Origin of the sequence: Massilia antarctica (assembly GCF_015689335.1) — a bacterium.
In the GTDB taxonomy this organism is placed as follows: Bacteria; Pseudomonadota; Gammaproteobacteria; order Burkholderiales; family Burkholderiaceae_D; genus Telluria_A; species Telluria_A antarctica.
Window position 1 is genome coordinate 1,542,700 of sequence record NZ_CP065053.1, and the last position, 15,187, is coordinate 1,557,886.

Annotated in this window: 13 protein-coding genes; all 13 read right to left on the reverse strand. The window is 61.9% G+C overall.

Going from position 1 to position 15,187, the window contains the following annotated elements; genetic code table 11:
- Nucleotides 1–11 precede the first annotated feature (11 nt).
- Complete coding sequence (gene hisG, locus IV454_RS06940; protein ID WP_054265267.1) at nucleotides 12–689, reverse strand: ATP phosphoribosyltransferase; 678 nt, start codon at nucleotides 687–689, stop codon at nucleotides 12–14.
- An 11-nt stretch (nucleotides 690–700) separates the two neighbouring features.
- The gene (gene murA, locus IV454_RS06945; protein ID WP_206090867.1) at nucleotides 701–1,951 is read right to left on the reverse strand and encodes a UDP-N-acetylglucosamine 1-carboxyvinyltransferase; all 1,251 of its coding nucleotides are present in this window, start codon (nucleotides 1,949–1,951) and stop codon (nucleotides 701–703) included.
- A 14-nt stretch (nucleotides 1,952–1,965) separates the two neighbouring features.
- Nucleotides 1,966–2,202 (reverse strand): BolA family protein, encoded by a 237-nt coding sequence (locus IV454_RS06950; RefSeq protein WP_054265269.1) that lies wholly within the window; start codon nucleotides 2,200–2,202, stop codon nucleotides 1,966–1,968.
- Between the two features lie 15 nt (nucleotides 2,203–2,217).
- Nucleotides 2,218–2,982 (reverse strand): ABC transporter permease, encoded by a 765-nt coding sequence (locus tag IV454_RS06955; RefSeq protein WP_206090868.1) that lies wholly within the window; start codon nucleotides 2,980–2,982, stop codon nucleotides 2,218–2,220.
- Nucleotides 2,979–3,926 carry an ABC transporter ATP-binding protein gene (locus IV454_RS06960; protein ID WP_206090869.1) on the reverse strand — a complete coding sequence of 316 codons (948 nt, stop codon included), beginning with the start codon at nucleotides 3,924–3,926 and terminating at the stop codon, nucleotides 2,979–2,981. The genes IV454_RS06955 and IV454_RS06960 overlap by 4 nt, the downstream gene beginning before the upstream one ends.
- 150 nt (nucleotides 3,927–4,076) lie before the next feature.
- A complete protein-coding gene (locus IV454_RS06965) occupies nucleotides 4,077–4,373 on the reverse strand; it encodes an STAS domain-containing protein (RefSeq protein WP_206090870.1) in 297 nt (98 codons plus the stop codon).
- Nucleotide 4,374: 1 nt separating this feature from the next.
- Nucleotides 4,375–5,013, reverse strand: coding sequence for an MlaC/ttg2D family ABC transporter substrate-binding protein (locus tag IV454_RS06970; RefSeq protein WP_206090871.1), 639 nt, complete (start codon nucleotides 5,011–5,013; stop codon nucleotides 4,375–4,377).
- A gap of 69 nt (nucleotides 5,014–5,082) precedes the next feature.
- Nucleotides 5,083–6,015, reverse strand: coding sequence for an MlaA family lipoprotein (locus tag IV454_RS06975; RefSeq protein WP_206090872.1), 933 nt, complete (start codon nucleotides 6,013–6,015; stop codon nucleotides 5,083–5,085).
- A 4-nt stretch (nucleotides 6,016–6,019) separates the two neighbouring features.
- On the reverse strand, nucleotides 6,020–6,487 hold the full coding sequence (gene mlaD / locus IV454_RS06980; RefSeq protein ID WP_054265274.1) for an outer membrane lipid asymmetry maintenance protein MlaD: 468 nt from the start codon (nucleotides 6,485–6,487) through the stop codon (nucleotides 6,020–6,022).
- Between the two features lie 50 nt (nucleotides 6,488–6,537).
- Nucleotides 6,538–7,317 carry a lipid asymmetry maintenance ABC transporter permease subunit MlaE gene (gene mlaE, locus IV454_RS06985; RefSeq protein ID WP_206090873.1) on the reverse strand — a complete coding sequence of 260 codons (780 nt, stop codon included), beginning with the start codon at nucleotides 7,315–7,317 and terminating at the stop codon, nucleotides 6,538–6,540.
- Nucleotides 7,314–8,117: an ABC transporter ATP-binding protein gene (locus IV454_RS06990; protein ID WP_082692586.1), complete on the reverse strand. Its 804-nt coding sequence runs from the start codon at nucleotides 8,115–8,117 to the stop codon at nucleotides 7,314–7,316. Before IV454_RS06990 ends, mlaE begins: the two co-directional genes overlap by 4 nt.
- 644 nt (nucleotides 8,118–8,761) lie before the next feature.
- On the reverse strand, nucleotides 8,762–10,225 hold the full coding sequence (locus IV454_RS06995; protein WP_206090874.1) for a glutamate synthase subunit beta: 1,464 nt from the start codon (nucleotides 10,223–10,225) through the stop codon (nucleotides 8,762–8,764).
- Nucleotides 10,226–10,279: 54 nt separating this feature from the next.
- Nucleotides 10,280–15,016 carry a glutamate synthase-related protein gene (locus IV454_RS07000; protein WP_206090875.1) on the reverse strand — a complete coding sequence of 1,579 codons (4,737 nt, stop codon included), beginning with the start codon at nucleotides 15,014–15,016 and terminating at the stop codon, nucleotides 10,280–10,282.
- Between the last annotated feature and the right edge of the window lie 171 nt (nucleotides 15,017–15,187).

Below are 15,187 nucleotides of genomic sequence, written 5' to 3' on the forward strand. Positions count from 1 at the left end.
GGTTGTGTGATTTAAGCTTGGTTGTTCAATCGCGACGCGCGTTCGAACGCCTCGAGTATCGGTTGCAAACGCTCGCGCTTGAGCTTGAGCGCGGCTTGGTTGACGACCAGGCGCGAGGAAATGTCCATGATTTCTTCGACTTCGACCAGGTTGTTGGCGCGCAGGGTGCTGCCGGTGGAGACCACGTCGACAATCGCGTCCGACAGGCCGACCAGGGGCGCCAGCTCCATCGAACCATACAGCTTGATCAGGTCGACGTGCACGCCCTTGGCGGCGAAGTGCTCGCGCGCGGTCTGGACGAACTTGGTGGCCACGCGCAGGCGCGCGCCCTGGCGCACCGCCTTGTCGTAGTCGAAGCCGGCGTTGACGGCGACCGACATGCGGCATTTGGCGATGTTCAAATCGATCGGCTGGTACAAGCCTTCGCCGCCATGTTCGAGCAGGACATCCTTGCCGGCCACGCCGAAATCGGCGGCGCCGTACTGCACGTAGGTCGGCACGTCGGACGCGCGCACGATGATGACGCGCACGTGCGGATCGTTGGTCGCCAAAATCAGCTTGCGCGAGGTCTCCGGGTTTTCGGTGACGGTGATGCCGGCCGCTTCCAGGAGCGGCATGGTGTCGTCGAAGATGCGGCCTTTCGACAGCGCCAGGATCAGGGAATTGGCCGGGTTACTGAATGTACTCATCGATGTGTTCTTTATTTGATGCGGACGATATCGGCGCCCACCGCCGACAGCTTCACTTCCATGCGGTCGTAGCCGCGGTCGAGGTGATAGATGCGGTCGATGATGGTGGTGCCTTGCGCGGCCATGGCGGCGATCACCAGCGAGGCCGAGGCGCGCAGGTCGGTCGCCATCACGGGCGCGCCCACCAGCCGGTCCACGCCCTTGACGTGGGCGGTGTTGCCCTCGGTCTGGATCGAGGCGCCGAGGCGGTTCATTTCCTGCACGTGCATGAAGCGGTTTTCGAAAATCGTCTCGGTGATGCGGCTGCTGCCGGATGCGATGGTATCGACGGCCATGAACTGGGCCTGCATATCGGTCGGAAAACCCGGATATTCGGTGGTGCGGAACGAGACCGGCTTGGGACGGCCGCCCATCTGCGCGCGGATCGATTCGGGACCCATGGTCATCACCAGGCCGATCTCGCGCAGCTTGTCGAGCGCCACGTCGAAGTAGTCGGTGCGGGTGTTCCTGAGCAGGATGTCGCCGCCGGTGGCCGCCACGGCGCAAAGAAACGTGGCCGCTTCGATGCGGTCGGAGATCACCGCGTGCCTGGCGCCGTGCAGTTCAGCCACGCCCTGGATCACCAGGCGGTCGGTGCCGATGCCCTCGATCCTGGCGCCCATGGCGACCAGCAGGTTGGCCAGGTCGGTCACTTCCGGTTCGCGCGCGGCGTTTTCCAGCACCGTTTCGCCTTCGGCCAGGGTGGCCGCCATCAGCAGGTTCTCGGTGCCGGTGACGGTGATCATGTCGGTGCGAATGCGCGCGCCCTTGAGCTTTTTGCACCTGGCGTGGATGTAGCCGCCTTCGATGGTGATGTCGGCGCCGAGCGCCTGCAAGCCCTTGATGTGCTGGTCGACCGGACGCGAACCGATGGCGCAGCCGCCGGGCAGCGACACCTTGGCTTCGCCGAAGCGCGCCAGCAAGGGGCCCAGCACCAGGATCGAGGCGCGCATGGTCTTGACCAGCTCATACGGCGCTTCCAGGGTGGTGATGGCGCTGCCGTTGAGGGTCACCTTCTCGTCGTCCTGCGTCACCTTCAGGCCGGTCTGGGCCAGCAGCTTGAGGATGGTCTTGACGTCGTGCAGGCGCGGCACGTTCGACAGTTCCAGGTCGCCCGAGGTGAGCAGACCGGCGCACAGGATCGGCAGGGCCGCGTTCTTGGCGCCCGAAATGACGATCTCCCCTTCGAGGCGCTTGCCTCCGACCACTTGGAGCTTATCCATGCTTATGTATCCTTTTATCCTTGGTATTCTTCAGGGGTGAGCGTTTTCATCGACAGCGCGTGGATTTCTTCGCGCATGCGGTCGCCCAACGCCGCGTAGACGATCTGGTGACGCTGGATCGGGCGCTTGCCGGCAAACGCCGGCGAGACGATGACGGCGGTGAAGTGCTGGCCGTCGCCCTCCACTTCGAGGTGGGTGCATGCGAGACCGGCGCTGATGTAGCCGTGGATGAGTTCTGGTGTGGTAGCCACGATAAATTCCTCTGATTAGTGGCGCAGGTTGTAGCCGCGCTTGAGCAGGTTGATGGCGATTGCCGCGAGTACCGCGAAGAAGGCCGACACGATCGCAAGACTGGTCCACGGCGACACGTCGGACTGGCCGAAGAAGCCGTGGCGGAAGCCGTCGATCATGTAGAAAAACGGATTGAAGTGCGACACGGTGAGCCAGAATGGCGGCAGCGAGTGGATCGAGTAAAACACGCCGGATAAAAACGTCGCGGGCATGATCAGGAAGTTCTGGAAGGCGGCCAGCTGGTCGAATTTTTCGGCCCAGATGCCGGCGATGACGCCCATGGTGCCGAGAATCGCCGCGCCCAGCAGCGCGAACGCGAAGATCCACAGGGGCGCCGCGAACGAGAGTTTGGCGAACCACACGGTGGCGATGAACACGCCCGCGCCGACCGTCAGGCCGCGCACCACGGAGGCCAGCACGTAGGCCGACAGGATCTCCCAGTGCGACAGCGGCGGCAGCAGGATGAACACCAGGTTGCCGGTGATCTTGGACTGGATCAGCGAGGACGAGGAGTTGGCGAAGGAATTTTGCAGCACGCTCATCATCACCAGGCCGGGAATCAGGAAGGCGGTGTAGTTCACGCCGCGCACGTTGACGTGCCCTTCGAGCACGTGGCCGAAGATCAGCAGGTACAGCATGGCCGTCAGGACCGGCGCGGCCACGGTTTGCGTGGCGACCTTCCAGAAGCGCAGCATTTCCTTGTAGAGCAGGGTCTGGAAGCCCACCGAGAACATATTCATAGTGCGCCCTTGTCCATAATCTGCAGGAAGATGTCTTCCAGGTCGGCCTGCTGCAGTTGCATTTCGTCGATGACGGCGCCGGACTCGCGCAGGCGCGCCAGGATGTGTTCGACTTCGCCGTATTCGTTCACGCGCAGGCTGTATTTCATGCCGCCGCCGTTGCCGTTGCCATTGCTATTGCCATTAACGGCGTCACGCTCGTCGTGCGACACCAGGTGGCGCAGGCTCTCCGGCAGGCTGCCGCTGGCCAGGTGCACGATCAGCTGCGAGCCGGAGATGCGGCGGATCAGGGCCGACATGGTGTCGAGCGCGACCACCTTGCCGCCCTTGAGCATGGCCACGCGCTGGCACATGGCTTGCGCTTCTTCCAGGTAGTGGGTGGTCAGCACCACGGTGTGGCCTTCGCGGTTCAGGCGCGAAATGAACTTCCACAAGGTCTGGCGCAGTTCGACGTCGACGCCGGCGGTCGGCTCGTCGAGCACGATCACGGGCGGCTTGTGGACCAGGGCCTGGGCCACCAGCACGCGCCGCTTCATGCCGCCCGAGAGCGCGCGCATGTTCACGTCCGCCTTGTTGGTCAGGTCCAGGTTGCCCATGACCTCATCGATCCACTTGTCGTTGTTTTTCAGGCCGAAGTAGCCCGATTGCAGGCGCAAGGTTTCGCGCACCGTGAAGAAGGGATCGAACACCAGTTCCTGCGGCACCACGCCGAGCTTCTTGCGCGCTTCGCGAAAGTCGGTGACGACGTCGTGGCCGTGAATGGCGACCGTGCCCGCATCGGGGCGGATCAGGCCGGCGATGGTGGAGATCAGGGTGGTCTTGCCGGCACCGTTCGGGCCGAGCAGGCCGAAGAACTCGCCTTCTTCAATCGTCAGGGAGACGCCACCCAAGGCTTTGAGGGCCTTGTAGCTTTTCTCGACGTTGGTAATCTGAATCGCTGTCATGCGTCTTTTTTGAGTGAGCAAATGTCTATACAGCATGCACGGACATTGCGGGGTGAGCCGTCAATTATAGGGGAAATCGGAGAAATCAGAGTTGCCCGGAGTTACAGGCGGGGGATGTGGGGAGGCGCATGCGCCGCCCCAGGGGCAGGATCAATGGTGGTGCAGGTTGGCGGGAGTGTCCACCAGGAAGGCATCGACGCCGTACAGCGCGGCCAGGCTTTTCAAGCTGTCCGGAAGATTGACATAGGACAGCACCACGCCGGCCGTGCGCGCGGCGCGCTGCCAGGCCAGCAGGACCGCGACCGCGGACGAATCGGCGACCTTGACGGAGCCGAAGTCGAACACGGTCTGGCCTGCCTTGATCGCATCGAAACCCTGGACCAGTGCCGCCTTGGCGTTGTGCACGGTCAGGGTATCGATATTCTCGAGCTTGTTGGTTTGAACCATCTTATTTGATTGGCTTGGCCAGTGGCTTGGCGGCCAGCTTCTTGTTGCGCTCGGCCAGGGTCTTGATCAGGCCATCGATGCCGGACTTGTTGATTTCCGATGCGAAGGTACCCTTGTAGGTTTCCACCAGCCACGCGCCCAGCACGTTGATGTCGAAAATCTTCCAGCCGGCCGGGGTCTGGGCCAGGCGGTAGTTCAGGGTGACCGGCTCGCCGCGGGCGACGTTCACTTGCGAACGCACTTCGACTTCCTTGTCTTCCGGCGCTGCGCGCAGCGGCTTGAACTCGACGGTTTCATTCTTGATCTGGGACAGCGCGCCCGAGTAGGTGAAGATCAGCAGGGTGCGGAACTCGTTCGAGAGCTGCTTTTGCTGTTCCGGCGACGCATCGCGCCAGAAACGGCCGGCGGCCAGCTGGGTCATGCGCTGGAAGTCGACGTGCGGCAGGATCTTGCTTTCGACCAGGTCCATGACCTTTTTCTGGTTGCCGGCCTGGATATCCTTGTCGGCTTTGGCGGTGTCGATCACGTCGGCGCTGATGCGTTTGACGAGCGCGTCCGGCGCTTCGGCCGGGGCGGCAGCGGTGGCGCTGGTGGCAATGGCCACGGTCGCAAGGGCGATAAGGTGTTTAATCAGTTTCATAAGCTCTTTTCGATAAGGTTGTGTTCAGACCGGCTGGACCGTGCGACGACGGTCCAGTTTAGCGGTTAACTACTTCGAGGGCGTTTCGGATGACACAGCCGGTGCGGCGGGCGCGTCGCCTGGCGCTGGTGTGGGCGCCGGCGCGGTCGGGGTGGCGGCTGGCGCGGCGCCGGCGGGCTCGGTAGCCGGCGCGGTAGCCGGCGCGGTAGCCGACGCGGTAGCCGGCGCATCGTCCGCATAGGCGGCGCGGATGCTCTTCGCGTCGGCCGGCTCGTCACTGGCCGCTTTCAGGGCCTTGCGCGAGGTTTCGCCATCGAAGAGCTGGCCCTGGCGGCGCTGCAGGTAACCGTCGCGGATGAATTCGTAACGGTCGAGTGCGGCTTCCTCCATCAGGTTCGAGGCGTCCAGGACGTTGGCGCGCGCATCGATCACGCGCAGCGCGGTGCCGACGTTGCGGGTCGCGGTCGGATCGACGTAAGACCAGGCGTTGGCGGCCATGTCGACCGGCAAGCCGCTGGCATCGCGCACGGTGGACGGTCCCAGCAGCGGCAGCATCAGGTAAGGCCCGCTCGGCACGCCCCAGTAGCCGAGGGTCTGGCCAAAGTCTTCATTGTGCTTTTTCAAGCCCGCTTCGGAAGCGATATCGAACAGGCCGCCGATGCCGAAGGTCGAGTTGAGCGCCACGCGGGTCCAGTCGGACATGCCTTTCTCGCCCTTGCCTTGCATCAAGTTGTTAGCGCCAGTCCAAACGTCGGACAGGTTGCCGAAGAAATTGTTCACGCCCGTCTGCACGAACGACGGCACCACCTTTTTATAGGCGGTCGCGACCGGTTTCAGCGCGGCCTGGTCGATCGCGTCGTTGAACTTGAACATGGTGCGATTGAAGGGCTCGAGCGGGTCGCGCGGGTTGTTGGTGGCGCAACCGCTCAAGGCGGCAATGGCCACCAGGGCGGCAGCGCGGGCGCGCCAGTCGAGGGCGCGGTTCGGCTTCGTTAATGTCATTGCTCTATTCCTTTCCGCCTGCCGCCTTGCTGTAGATGAACTGATTGATCAGGTCTTCCAGCACGGTGGCAGATTGGGTACTGTTAATCCGGTCACCATTGACCAGCTTGTTGGCATCGTCGCTGCCTGCTTGAATACCGATGTACTGTTCACCGAGCAGGCCGGCCGTCAGGATTTTCAAAGAGCTATCTTTGGGAAAGTTATAGCCCGTTTCAAGTTCCAAGGTTACCAGCGCCTGATACGTTTTGTCATCAAACTTGATATCGCCCACCCGCCCCACCACCACGCCGGCGCTTTTCACCGGTGCCTGCGGCTTGAGGCCGCCGATATTGTCGAACTTGCCGGTGACCAGGTAGGTCTTGCCGAAGGACAAAGTACTCATATTCCCGGCCTTGAGGGCCAGGAACAGCAGCGCTGCCAGACCCAGCAGTACAAACAGGCCGACCCAGACGTCGATGGATTTACGGTGCATGTGATTTCCTTACTCTTGTTATGCGGCTGCGTTACGCCAGATTCATGTATTTAGTTAAACATCATCGCGGTCATCACGAAGTCCAGACCCCAGACGGTCAAGGACGCGATCACGACGGTACGGGTGGTGGCGCGCGACACGTCTTCCGGCGTCGGCTGGGCCTGGTAGCCCTGGAACAGCGCGGTGAAGGTGACGGCGATGCCGAACACGAAGCTCTTGATGATGCCGTTGACGACGTCATGCCGCACATCCACATTCGCTTGCATCTGCGACCAGAAGGCGCCTTCATCGACGCCGATCAGCTGCACGCCGACCAGATAGCCGCCCACCACGCCGACGGCGCTGAAGATGGTGCCGAGGATCGGCATGGCAATCACGCCGGCCCAGAAACGCGGCGCCAGCACGCGCTGCACCGGGTTAATCGCCATCATTTCCATGGCAGACAATTGCTCGCCGGCCTTCATCAAGCCGATTTGCGCGGTCAAGGAGGTGCCGGCGCGGCCGGCAAACAGCAGGGCGGTGACGACCGGCCCCAGTTCGCGCACCAGCGCCAGCGCGACCACCTGGCCGAGCTTCTGTTCGGCGCCGTAGGGGGTCAGGGTGATATACCCCTGCAAGCCGAGCACCATACCGACGAACAAGCCGGAGACGATGATGATCACCAGCGAATAATTGCCGATGAAATGGATCTGTTCGGAAATCAGGCCGGGACGGCGCAGTGCGCCGGGGGTCACGCCGAGCAGGGTGAAAAACGAGCGCGTCGCGAAACCGACGCTGGCGATGTTTTCACGCACGGCAAGGCCGACCCTGGCCAGCATATTGGCGATCATGCGCGTTCTCCCAGACCGAGGTCCTCGGCGAGCGACTTGCCCGGGTAATGGAAGGGCACCGGGCCATCCGGCGCGGCGTTGACGAATTGCTTGACGTAAGGGTCTTCCGAGACGCGCATGTCGGCCGGCGTGCCCTGGGCCACAATCTTCCCGGCGGACATGAAGTACACATAGTCGGCGATGGCGAAGCATTCGTGCACATCGTGCGACACCAGGATCGAGGTGGAGCCGAGCGCATCGTTGAGCCTGCGGATCAGGTTGGCGGTAACGCCCATCGAGATCGGGTCGAGGCCGGCGAAAGGTTCATCGTACATGATCAGTTCCGGGTCGAGCGCGACGGCGCGGGCGACCGCGACGCGGCGCGCCATGCCGCCGGAAATTTCGGCGGGCTTGAGCTTGGCGGCATTGCGCAGACCGACCGCGTTGAGCTTCATGAGCACCAGGTCGCGGATCAGTTCCTCGGGCAGGTCGGTGTGTTCGCGCAGCGGGAAGGCGACGTTTTCGAACACGGTCAGGTCGGTAAACAGCGCGCCGAACTGGAACAGCATGCCCATCTTGCGGCGCAGACGGTACAGGCCGTCGGTATCGAGTTCGTGCACGGTTTCACCGGCCACCGAAACGAAGCCTTTCTGCGGGCGGATCTGGCCGCCGATCAGGCGCAGCACCGTGGTCTTGCCGCAGCCGGAGCCGCCCATGACGGCCACGACCTTCCCGCGTGGGAAGTCCATCCGGAGGTTCGACAAGATCGAACGGTCACCGTAAGAAAAATGTAGATCGCGGATTTCGACAAGATTAGACACGGCGCTGTTCATATTTGGGAATGCCGTATTGTAGTGCAGAAAGGGCAATCTCTGCTGACGGCCCCCCGATCGGCCATGGGTGCGCGAGGTGAGAATACAACACTACTGAACGGCGGGTCAGATATTTCCGAGCGTAAGTGCTTGTTTTTGTTGGGATAGGGGCGGCAGGAAGATTGGTACGAAGGCGTACTTATTTCCAATGTTCAACAATGCGTTTATGTAACTTTACATTACTTCATGCATATAACGGCGGCAAAACAGGGGCAAAAGAGACACTTTAGCGCTGCTTTGGCGCTGGCTTACTAGCCGTCTCCCCCGCGCAGGCGGGGGTCCAGGTTCGTCGCTCAGTTGGCAGCAGCGGACCGAACTTGGATTCCCGCCTCTCCAGGAACTAGTCTTTGCCGCTAATTTGAGCAGCTTTGCGACTACAAACCTCGAAACCGTCGCTCCCGCGCAGGCGGGAGCCCATAGCACCGTCGATATACGAATGTGCTATGGATTCCCGCCTGCGCGGGAATGACGGAGCTTAGGTTAGCGCCATTTGGAAGCGCCCTTGCACTTTGCACAGTTCCCAGAGATTTGAGGAGTTTCATAGAAACTGGGACCTGCGCGGGAATGACGGTGAGTGTAGAGGATAGCGATTTTTAGCGCGGCAGGACCGATTCGCCCATCAGGAATTCATCGACGGCACGCGCGCACTGGCGGCCTTCGCGGATTGCCCACACCACCAAGGACTGGCCGCGCCGCATGTCGCCCGCCACGAACACCTTCGGCACCGAGGTGGCGTAGCAGCCCTCGCCATCGGTGGTGGCCTTGGCATTGCCGCGGGCATCTTTTTCCACGCCAAAGGCATCGAGCACCTGTTGCACCGGCGAGACAAAGCCCATGGCCAGCAGCACCAGGTCGGCTTTCATTTCGAATTCGGAATTCGGCACTTCGATCATCTTGCCGTCTTTCCACTCCACCCGGCAAGCGATCAGCTTATCGACCTTGCCGCCCTTGCCTTCGAAACGCTTGGTGGCCACCGCCCAGTCGCGCTCGCACCCTTCTTCATGCGAGGACGAGGTGCGCAGCTTGGTCGGCCAGTAAGGCCAGACCAGCGGCTTGTTTTCCTGCTCGGGCGGCTGGGGCATCAGTTCGAACTGGGCCACCGACAGCGCGCCGTGGCGGTTCGAGGTGCCGACACAGTCGGACCCGGTATCGCCGCCGCCGATCACGACCACGTTCTTGCCGCTGGCCTTGATCTGGTCCTTGAGCTTGTCGCCGGCATTGACCTTGTTTTGCAGCGGCAGGAAATCCATCGCGAAGTGCACGCCCTTGAGCTCGCGCCCCGGGACCGGCAAGTCGCGCGGCTGCTCGGCGCCGCCCGCCATGACGATGGCGTCGAACTCTTTTTCCAGGTCTTCCGGGAAAATCGTTTCCTTGGCCCAGTTGTTAACCGTGGCCGGGAAGTCCTTGCCGACCAGCACGCTGGTGCGGAAGGTCACGCCTTCGGCTTCCATCTGCTTCACGCGCAGGTCGATGTGGCTCTTTTCCATCTTGAAGTCGGGAATGCCGTAGCGCAGCAGGCCGCCGATGCGGTCGCTCTTCTCGAACACGGTGACGGCGTGGCCGGCCCGCGCCAGTTGCTGCGCCGCCGCCAGGCCGGCCGGGCCGGAACCGATGATCGCCACTTTCTTGCCGCTCAGCTTATCCGGCGGCTGCGGCACCACCCAGCCGTGTTCCCAGCCGGTATCGATGATCTTGTGTTCGATCGACTTGATGCCGACCGGATCGTTGATGATGCCCAGGGTACAGGCCGACTCGCACGGCGCCGGACAAACGCGGCCGGTGAACTCCGGGAAGTTATTGGTCGAGTGCAGGTTGTCCAGGGCGGCGCGGTAATTGCCGTGAAAGACCAAGTCATTCCAGTCGGGGATGATGTTATTGACGGGACAGCCGCTGTTGCAGAAAGGGATGCCGCAATCCATGCAGCGCGCCGCCTGCACCTTCGCTTGCGGATCGCTCAGGTGCAGCACGAATTCCTTGTAGTTCTTGACCCGCGCCGCGGGCTCGAGATAGCCCTCGTCCTGACGCTTGAATTCCATGAAGCCGGTAATTTTACCCACGATGTTTTTCCTTGTGTTCTATGCGGCGGGGCTCATGTGCCCGCCCGGGCTGTCTCAGGCAGCGATCTTGGCAACCGCATCGATCTTGTCGTTCGCTTCTTCCATGCTGCTGTTGTGCAGTTCTTCCAGCGCCCGTTTGTATTCGGTCGGGAACACTTTGACGAACTTGGCACGTGCTGTCGCCCAGTCGTCCAGCAGGTTGCGCGCGCGGGTCGAACCCGTGTGCTTGAAGTGGCGTTCGATCAGGCGCTTGAGGATGGCTTCGTCCGATTCCGGGTCGCTGGCGCGGCTCTGGCTGTGCCAGCCGGCGCGGTCGCCCTGCTCCTTGGTGCTGAGTACGCGCTCCAGGTTGACCATGGCGGTGTTGCATTTCTTTTCGAAGTCGCCCAGCGGATCGTAGACATAGGCCACGCCGCCCGACATGCCCGCCGCAAAGTTGCGGCCGGTCGCGCCCAGCACGACGACGGTGCCGCCGGTCATGTATTCGCAGCCGTGGTCGCCGCAGCCTTCGACGATCGCGGTGGCGCCGGAGTTGCGCACGGCGAAGCGTTCACCGGCCACGCCATTGAAGAAGGCTTCACCAGCAATCGCGCCGTACAGCACCGTGTTGCCGACGATGATGTTGTCCACCGCCCAGCCACGGAATTCGGTGTTGGGACGCACGATGATGCGCCCGCCCGACAAGCCCTTGCCGACGTAATCGTTGCCTTCACCCACCAGGTCGAGGGTGATGCCGGCGGCCAGAAAGGCGGCGGCGGACTGGCCGGCCGTGCCTTGCAACTGGATGTGGATGGTGTCGTCCGGCAAACCGGCATGGCCGTAGCGCTTGGCCACTTCGCCCGACAGCATGGTGCCGACGGTGCGGTTGACGTTGCGCACCGGCGAGATAAAGGAGACGCGCTCGCCTTTTTCCAGGGCCGCCTTGGCCTGGGCGATGAGCTTGTGGTCCAGGGCTTTTTCCAGGCCGTGATCCTGCTCTTCAACCTGGCGCACGGCGCCGCCCACCGGCACCACCGGCTGATAGAAAATATTGGAAAAATCCAGGCCACGGGCTTTCCAGTGGCTGATGGCTTTCGATTTGTCGAGCAGGTCGACCCGGCCGATCAATTCATCGTAGCTGCGGATGCCGAGCTGGGCCATCAACTGGCGCGCTTCTTCGGCGACGAAGAAGAAATAGTTGACCACGTACTCAGGTTTGCCCGAGAACTTGGCGCGCAGAATCGGGTCCTGGGTCGCCACGCCGACCGGGCAAGTGTTCAGGTGGCATTTGCGCATCATGATGCAACCTTCGACCACCAGCGGGGCCGTGGCAAAGCCGATCTCGTCGGCGCCCAGCATGGCGGCAATCACCACGTCGCGCCCGGTTTTCATCTGGCCGTCGGCCTGCACGCGGATACGGCTACGCAAGCCATTCAAGACCAGGGTTTGCTGGGTTTCCGCCAGGCCCAGTTCCCATGGCGTACCGGCGTGCTTGACCGACGACAATGGCGAGGCGCCCGTGCCGCCGTCATGGCCGGCGACCACCACGTGATCGGCCTTGGCCTTGGTCACGCCGGCCGCCACCGTGCCGATGCCCACTTCCGACACCAGCTTGACCGAGATCGAGGCGCGCGGATTGGCGTTCTTGAGGTCGTGAATCAGTTGCGCCAAATCTTCGATCGAATAAATATCGTGGTGCGGCGGTGGCGAAATGAGGCCCACGCCAGGTACCGAGAAGCGCAGGCTGGCGATGTATTCCGTCACCTTGTGGCCCGGCAGCTGGCCGCCTTCGCCAGGCTTGGCGCCCTGCGCCATCTTGATCTGGATCTGGTCGGCCGAGTTCAGGTACTCGGCGGTGACGCCGAAGCGGCCCGAAGCGACCTGCTTGATGCGCGAACGCAGGGAATCGCCTTCCTGCAATGGAATATCGACCACGACGTTTTGTTCGCCGATGACGGAGGCCATCGTTTCACCCTGCTTGATCTTGATGCCTTTCAATTCCTTGGTGTAGCGGAACGGATCTTCACCGCCTTCGCCTGTGTTCGACTTGCCGCCAATGCGGTTCAGGGCGATGGCCAGGGTGGCGTGGGCTTCGGTGCTGATCGAGCCCATCGACATGGCGCCGGTGGCGAAACGCTTGACGATTTCCTTGGCCGGTTCGACTTCATCGAGCGGAATGGCTTTGCTCGGATCGAGTTTGAACTCGAACAGGCCACGCAGTGTCAAATGACGACGGCTCTGGTCATTGATGATTTGCGCGTATTCCTTGTAGCTCGAAAAATTGTTGCTGCGGGTAGAGTGTTGCAGCTTGGCGATCGCGTCAGGCGTCCACATGTGTTCTTCGCCGCGCACGCGGAAGGCGTATTCGCCTCCGGCGTCGAGGGCGTCGAGCAGCAACGGGTCGTTGCCGAAGGCCAGGGTATGCAGGCGCAGCGCTTCCTCGGCCACTTCGAACACGCCGATGCCTTCGACGTTGGACGAGGTGCCCTTGAAGTATTTGTCGACCAGCGATTTATTCAGGCCGATGACTTCGAAGATCTGCGCGCCGCAGTAAGACATATAGGTCGAGATGCCCATCTTGGACATCACCTTCATCAAGCCCTTGCCGACGGCCTTGGTGTAGTTATAGATGGCAGTGTCGCCGGACAGGTCGCCGCTCATGCCCTGGGCCAGTTCGACCAGGGTTTCCATGGCCAGGTAAGGGTGGACGGCTTCGGCGCCGTAGCCGGCCAGCAGGGCGAAGTGGTGGGTTTCGCGGGCCGAGCCGGTTTCCACGACCAGGCCGGTGGAGGCGCGCAGGCCGCGTGCCACCAGGTGCTGGTGCACGGTGGAGGTAGCCAGCAGGGCAGGAATGGCAACCTGTTCGGCCGAGACGGCGCGGTCGGACACGATCAGGATGTTGTGGCCGGACTTGACCGCGTCCACGGCTTCGGCGCACAAGGAGGCGAGCGAGGCTTCGATGCCTTCCTTGCCCCAGGCGACCGGGTAGCAAATGTTCAGCTCATACGACTTGAACTTGCCGCCGGTGTGGGCGCTGATGGTGCGCAGGCGCGTCATGTCGTCGAAGCCGAGCACCGGCTGCGACACTTCAAGGCGCATCGGCGGATTGACGTTGTTGGTGTCGAGCAGGTTCGGCTTGGGTCCGATGAAGGACACCAGGGACATGACCATGGCTTCGCGGATCGGGTCGATCGGCGGATTGGTCACTTGCGCGAACAGTTGCTTGAAGTAGTTGTACAGCGGCTTGAGCTTGTTGGACATGACTGCTAGCGGCGAATCGTTGCCCATCGAACCGGTGGCTTCTTCGCCGAGCACGGCCATCGGCGCCATCAGGAATTTCAAGTCTTCCTGGGTGTAGCCGAAAGCTTGCTGGCGGTCGAGCACGGAGGCCGGGGCTTTTTCGCCCTGGGCCGGGGCGGCATCCTTGGCACGGTTGTGGCCGAGCTGGCTTTCCTTGAGCTTGATCTCGCCCAGCTTGATGCGCACCGAATTGATCCACGCCTTGTAGGGCTTGGCGTTGGCGTAGGTATCTTTCAATTCCTTGTCGTCGATGATGCGGCCCGCTTCCAGGTCGATCAAGAACATCTTGCCCGGCTGCAAACGCCATTTCTGGATGATTTTCGATTCGGGAATCGGCAGCACGCCCGATTCGGAAGCCATCACGACCAGGTCGTCGTCGGTGACGATGTAGCGCGCCGGACGCAAGCCGTTGCGGTCCAGGGTGCCGCCGATATGGCGCCCGTCGGTGAAGGCCATGGCGGCCGGGCCGTCCCACGGTTCCATCATGGCGGCGTGGTATTCGTAGAAAGCGCGGCGGTTGTCGTCCATCATCGTGTGATTTTCCCAGGCTTCCGGGATCATCATCATCATGGCCTGGGCGATCGGGTAGCCGGCCATGATCAGCAGTTCGAGGGCGTTGTCGAAGCAGGCGGTGTCGGACTGGCCTTCATAGATCAGCGGGAACAGCTTTTGCAGGTCGTCGCCCAGCACGGCCGACTTCATCACGCCTTCGCGCGCGCGCATCCAGTTGAAGTTGCCCTTGACGGTGTTGATCTCGCCGTTGTGGGCGATCAGGCGGTAGGGGTGGGCCAGCGGCCATTCGGGGAACGTGTTGGTCGAGAAACGCTGGTGCACCAGCGCCAGCGCCGAAATGCAGCGCGGGTCTTGCAAGTCCTTGTAATAGACGCCCACCTGGTCGGCCAGCAGCAAGCCCTTGTAGACGATGGTGCGCGCCGACATCGATGGCACGAAGAATTCCTTGCCGTGCAAGAGTTTCAACGCCTGGATCGCGTGGCCGGACGACTTGCGGATCACGTACAGCTTACGTTCGAGCGCGTCGGTGACCATGATGTCCGGGCCGCGGCCGATGAAAATCTGGCGGATCACCGGTTCCTTGCCGCGCACGGTAGGCGACATCGGCATGGTGTCGTCGAGCGGCACATTGCGCCAGCCGAGCACGACCTGGCCTTCGATGCGCACGGCGCGTTCAATTTCTTGCTCGCAAGCGATGCGCGATGCGTTTTCTTTCGGCAGGAACACCATGCCGACCCCGTATTCGCCCGGTGGAGGCAGTTCCACACCCTGTTTCGCCATCTCGTCGCGGAAATACTGGTCCGGGATCTGGATCAGGATGCCGGCGCCGTCGCCCATCAGCTTGTCGGCGCCGACGGCGCCCCGGTGATCGAGGTTTTTCAGGATCAACAGGCCCTGCTCGATGATGGAATGGCTCTTGTTGCCCTTGATGTGGGCGATGAAACCAACGCCGCAGGCATCGTGTTCATTGGACGGATCGTACAAACCTTGGGCAATCATGCGCATTCTCCACAGCTTTTGAAAGTCGAAGACCAAGGTTAGTGCAATGCAGCAGAAACGGCAATAGGATTAATTAGGGTCAGAGTCGAATTAATTGATATTGCGTCGCTCATAAAATTAAATAGGGACACAGTTATCCTGTTTTTGCGTTTATCCATTCTGCTTAGCTGG

Excerpts from the sequence above, each read along its gene's own strand:
- hisG (WP_054265267.1), bottom strand. The coding sequence starts at position 689 with ATGAGTACATTCAGTAACCCGGCCAATTCCCTGATCCTGGCGCTGTCG.
- murA (WP_206090867.1), bottom strand. The coding sequence starts at position 1,951 with ATGGATAAGCTCCAAGTGGTCGGAGGCAAGCGCCTCGAAGGGGAGATC.
- IV454_RS06955 (WP_206090868.1), bottom strand. The coding sequence starts at position 2,982 with ATGAATATGTTCTCGGTGGGCTTCCAGACCCTGCTCTACAAGGAAATG.
- IV454_RS06960 (WP_206090869.1), bottom strand. The coding sequence starts at position 3,926 with ATGACAGCGATTCAGATTACCAACGTCGAGAAAAGCTACAAGGCCCTC.
- IV454_RS06965 (WP_206090870.1), bottom strand. The coding sequence starts at position 4,373 with ATGGTTCAAACCAACAAGCTCGAGAATATCGATACCCTGACCGTGCAC.
- IV454_RS06970 (WP_206090871.1), bottom strand. The coding sequence starts at position 5,013 with ATGAAACTGATTAAACACCTTATCGCCCTTGCGACCGTGGCCATTGCC.
- IV454_RS06975 (WP_206090872.1), bottom strand. The coding sequence starts at position 6,015 with ATGACATTAACGAAGCCGAACCGCGCCCTCGACTGGCGCGCCCGCGCT.
- mlaD (WP_054265274.1), bottom strand. The coding sequence starts at position 6,487 with ATGCACCGTAAATCCATCGACGTCTGGGTCGGCCTGTTTGTACTGCTG.
- mlaE (WP_206090873.1), bottom strand. The coding sequence starts at position 7,317 with ATGATCGCCAATATGCTGGCCAGGGTCGGCCTTGCCGTGCGTGAAAAC.
- IV454_RS07000 (WP_206090875.1), bottom strand. The coding sequence starts at position 15,016 with ATGATTGCCCAAGGTTTGTACGATCCGTCCAATGAACACGATGCCTGC.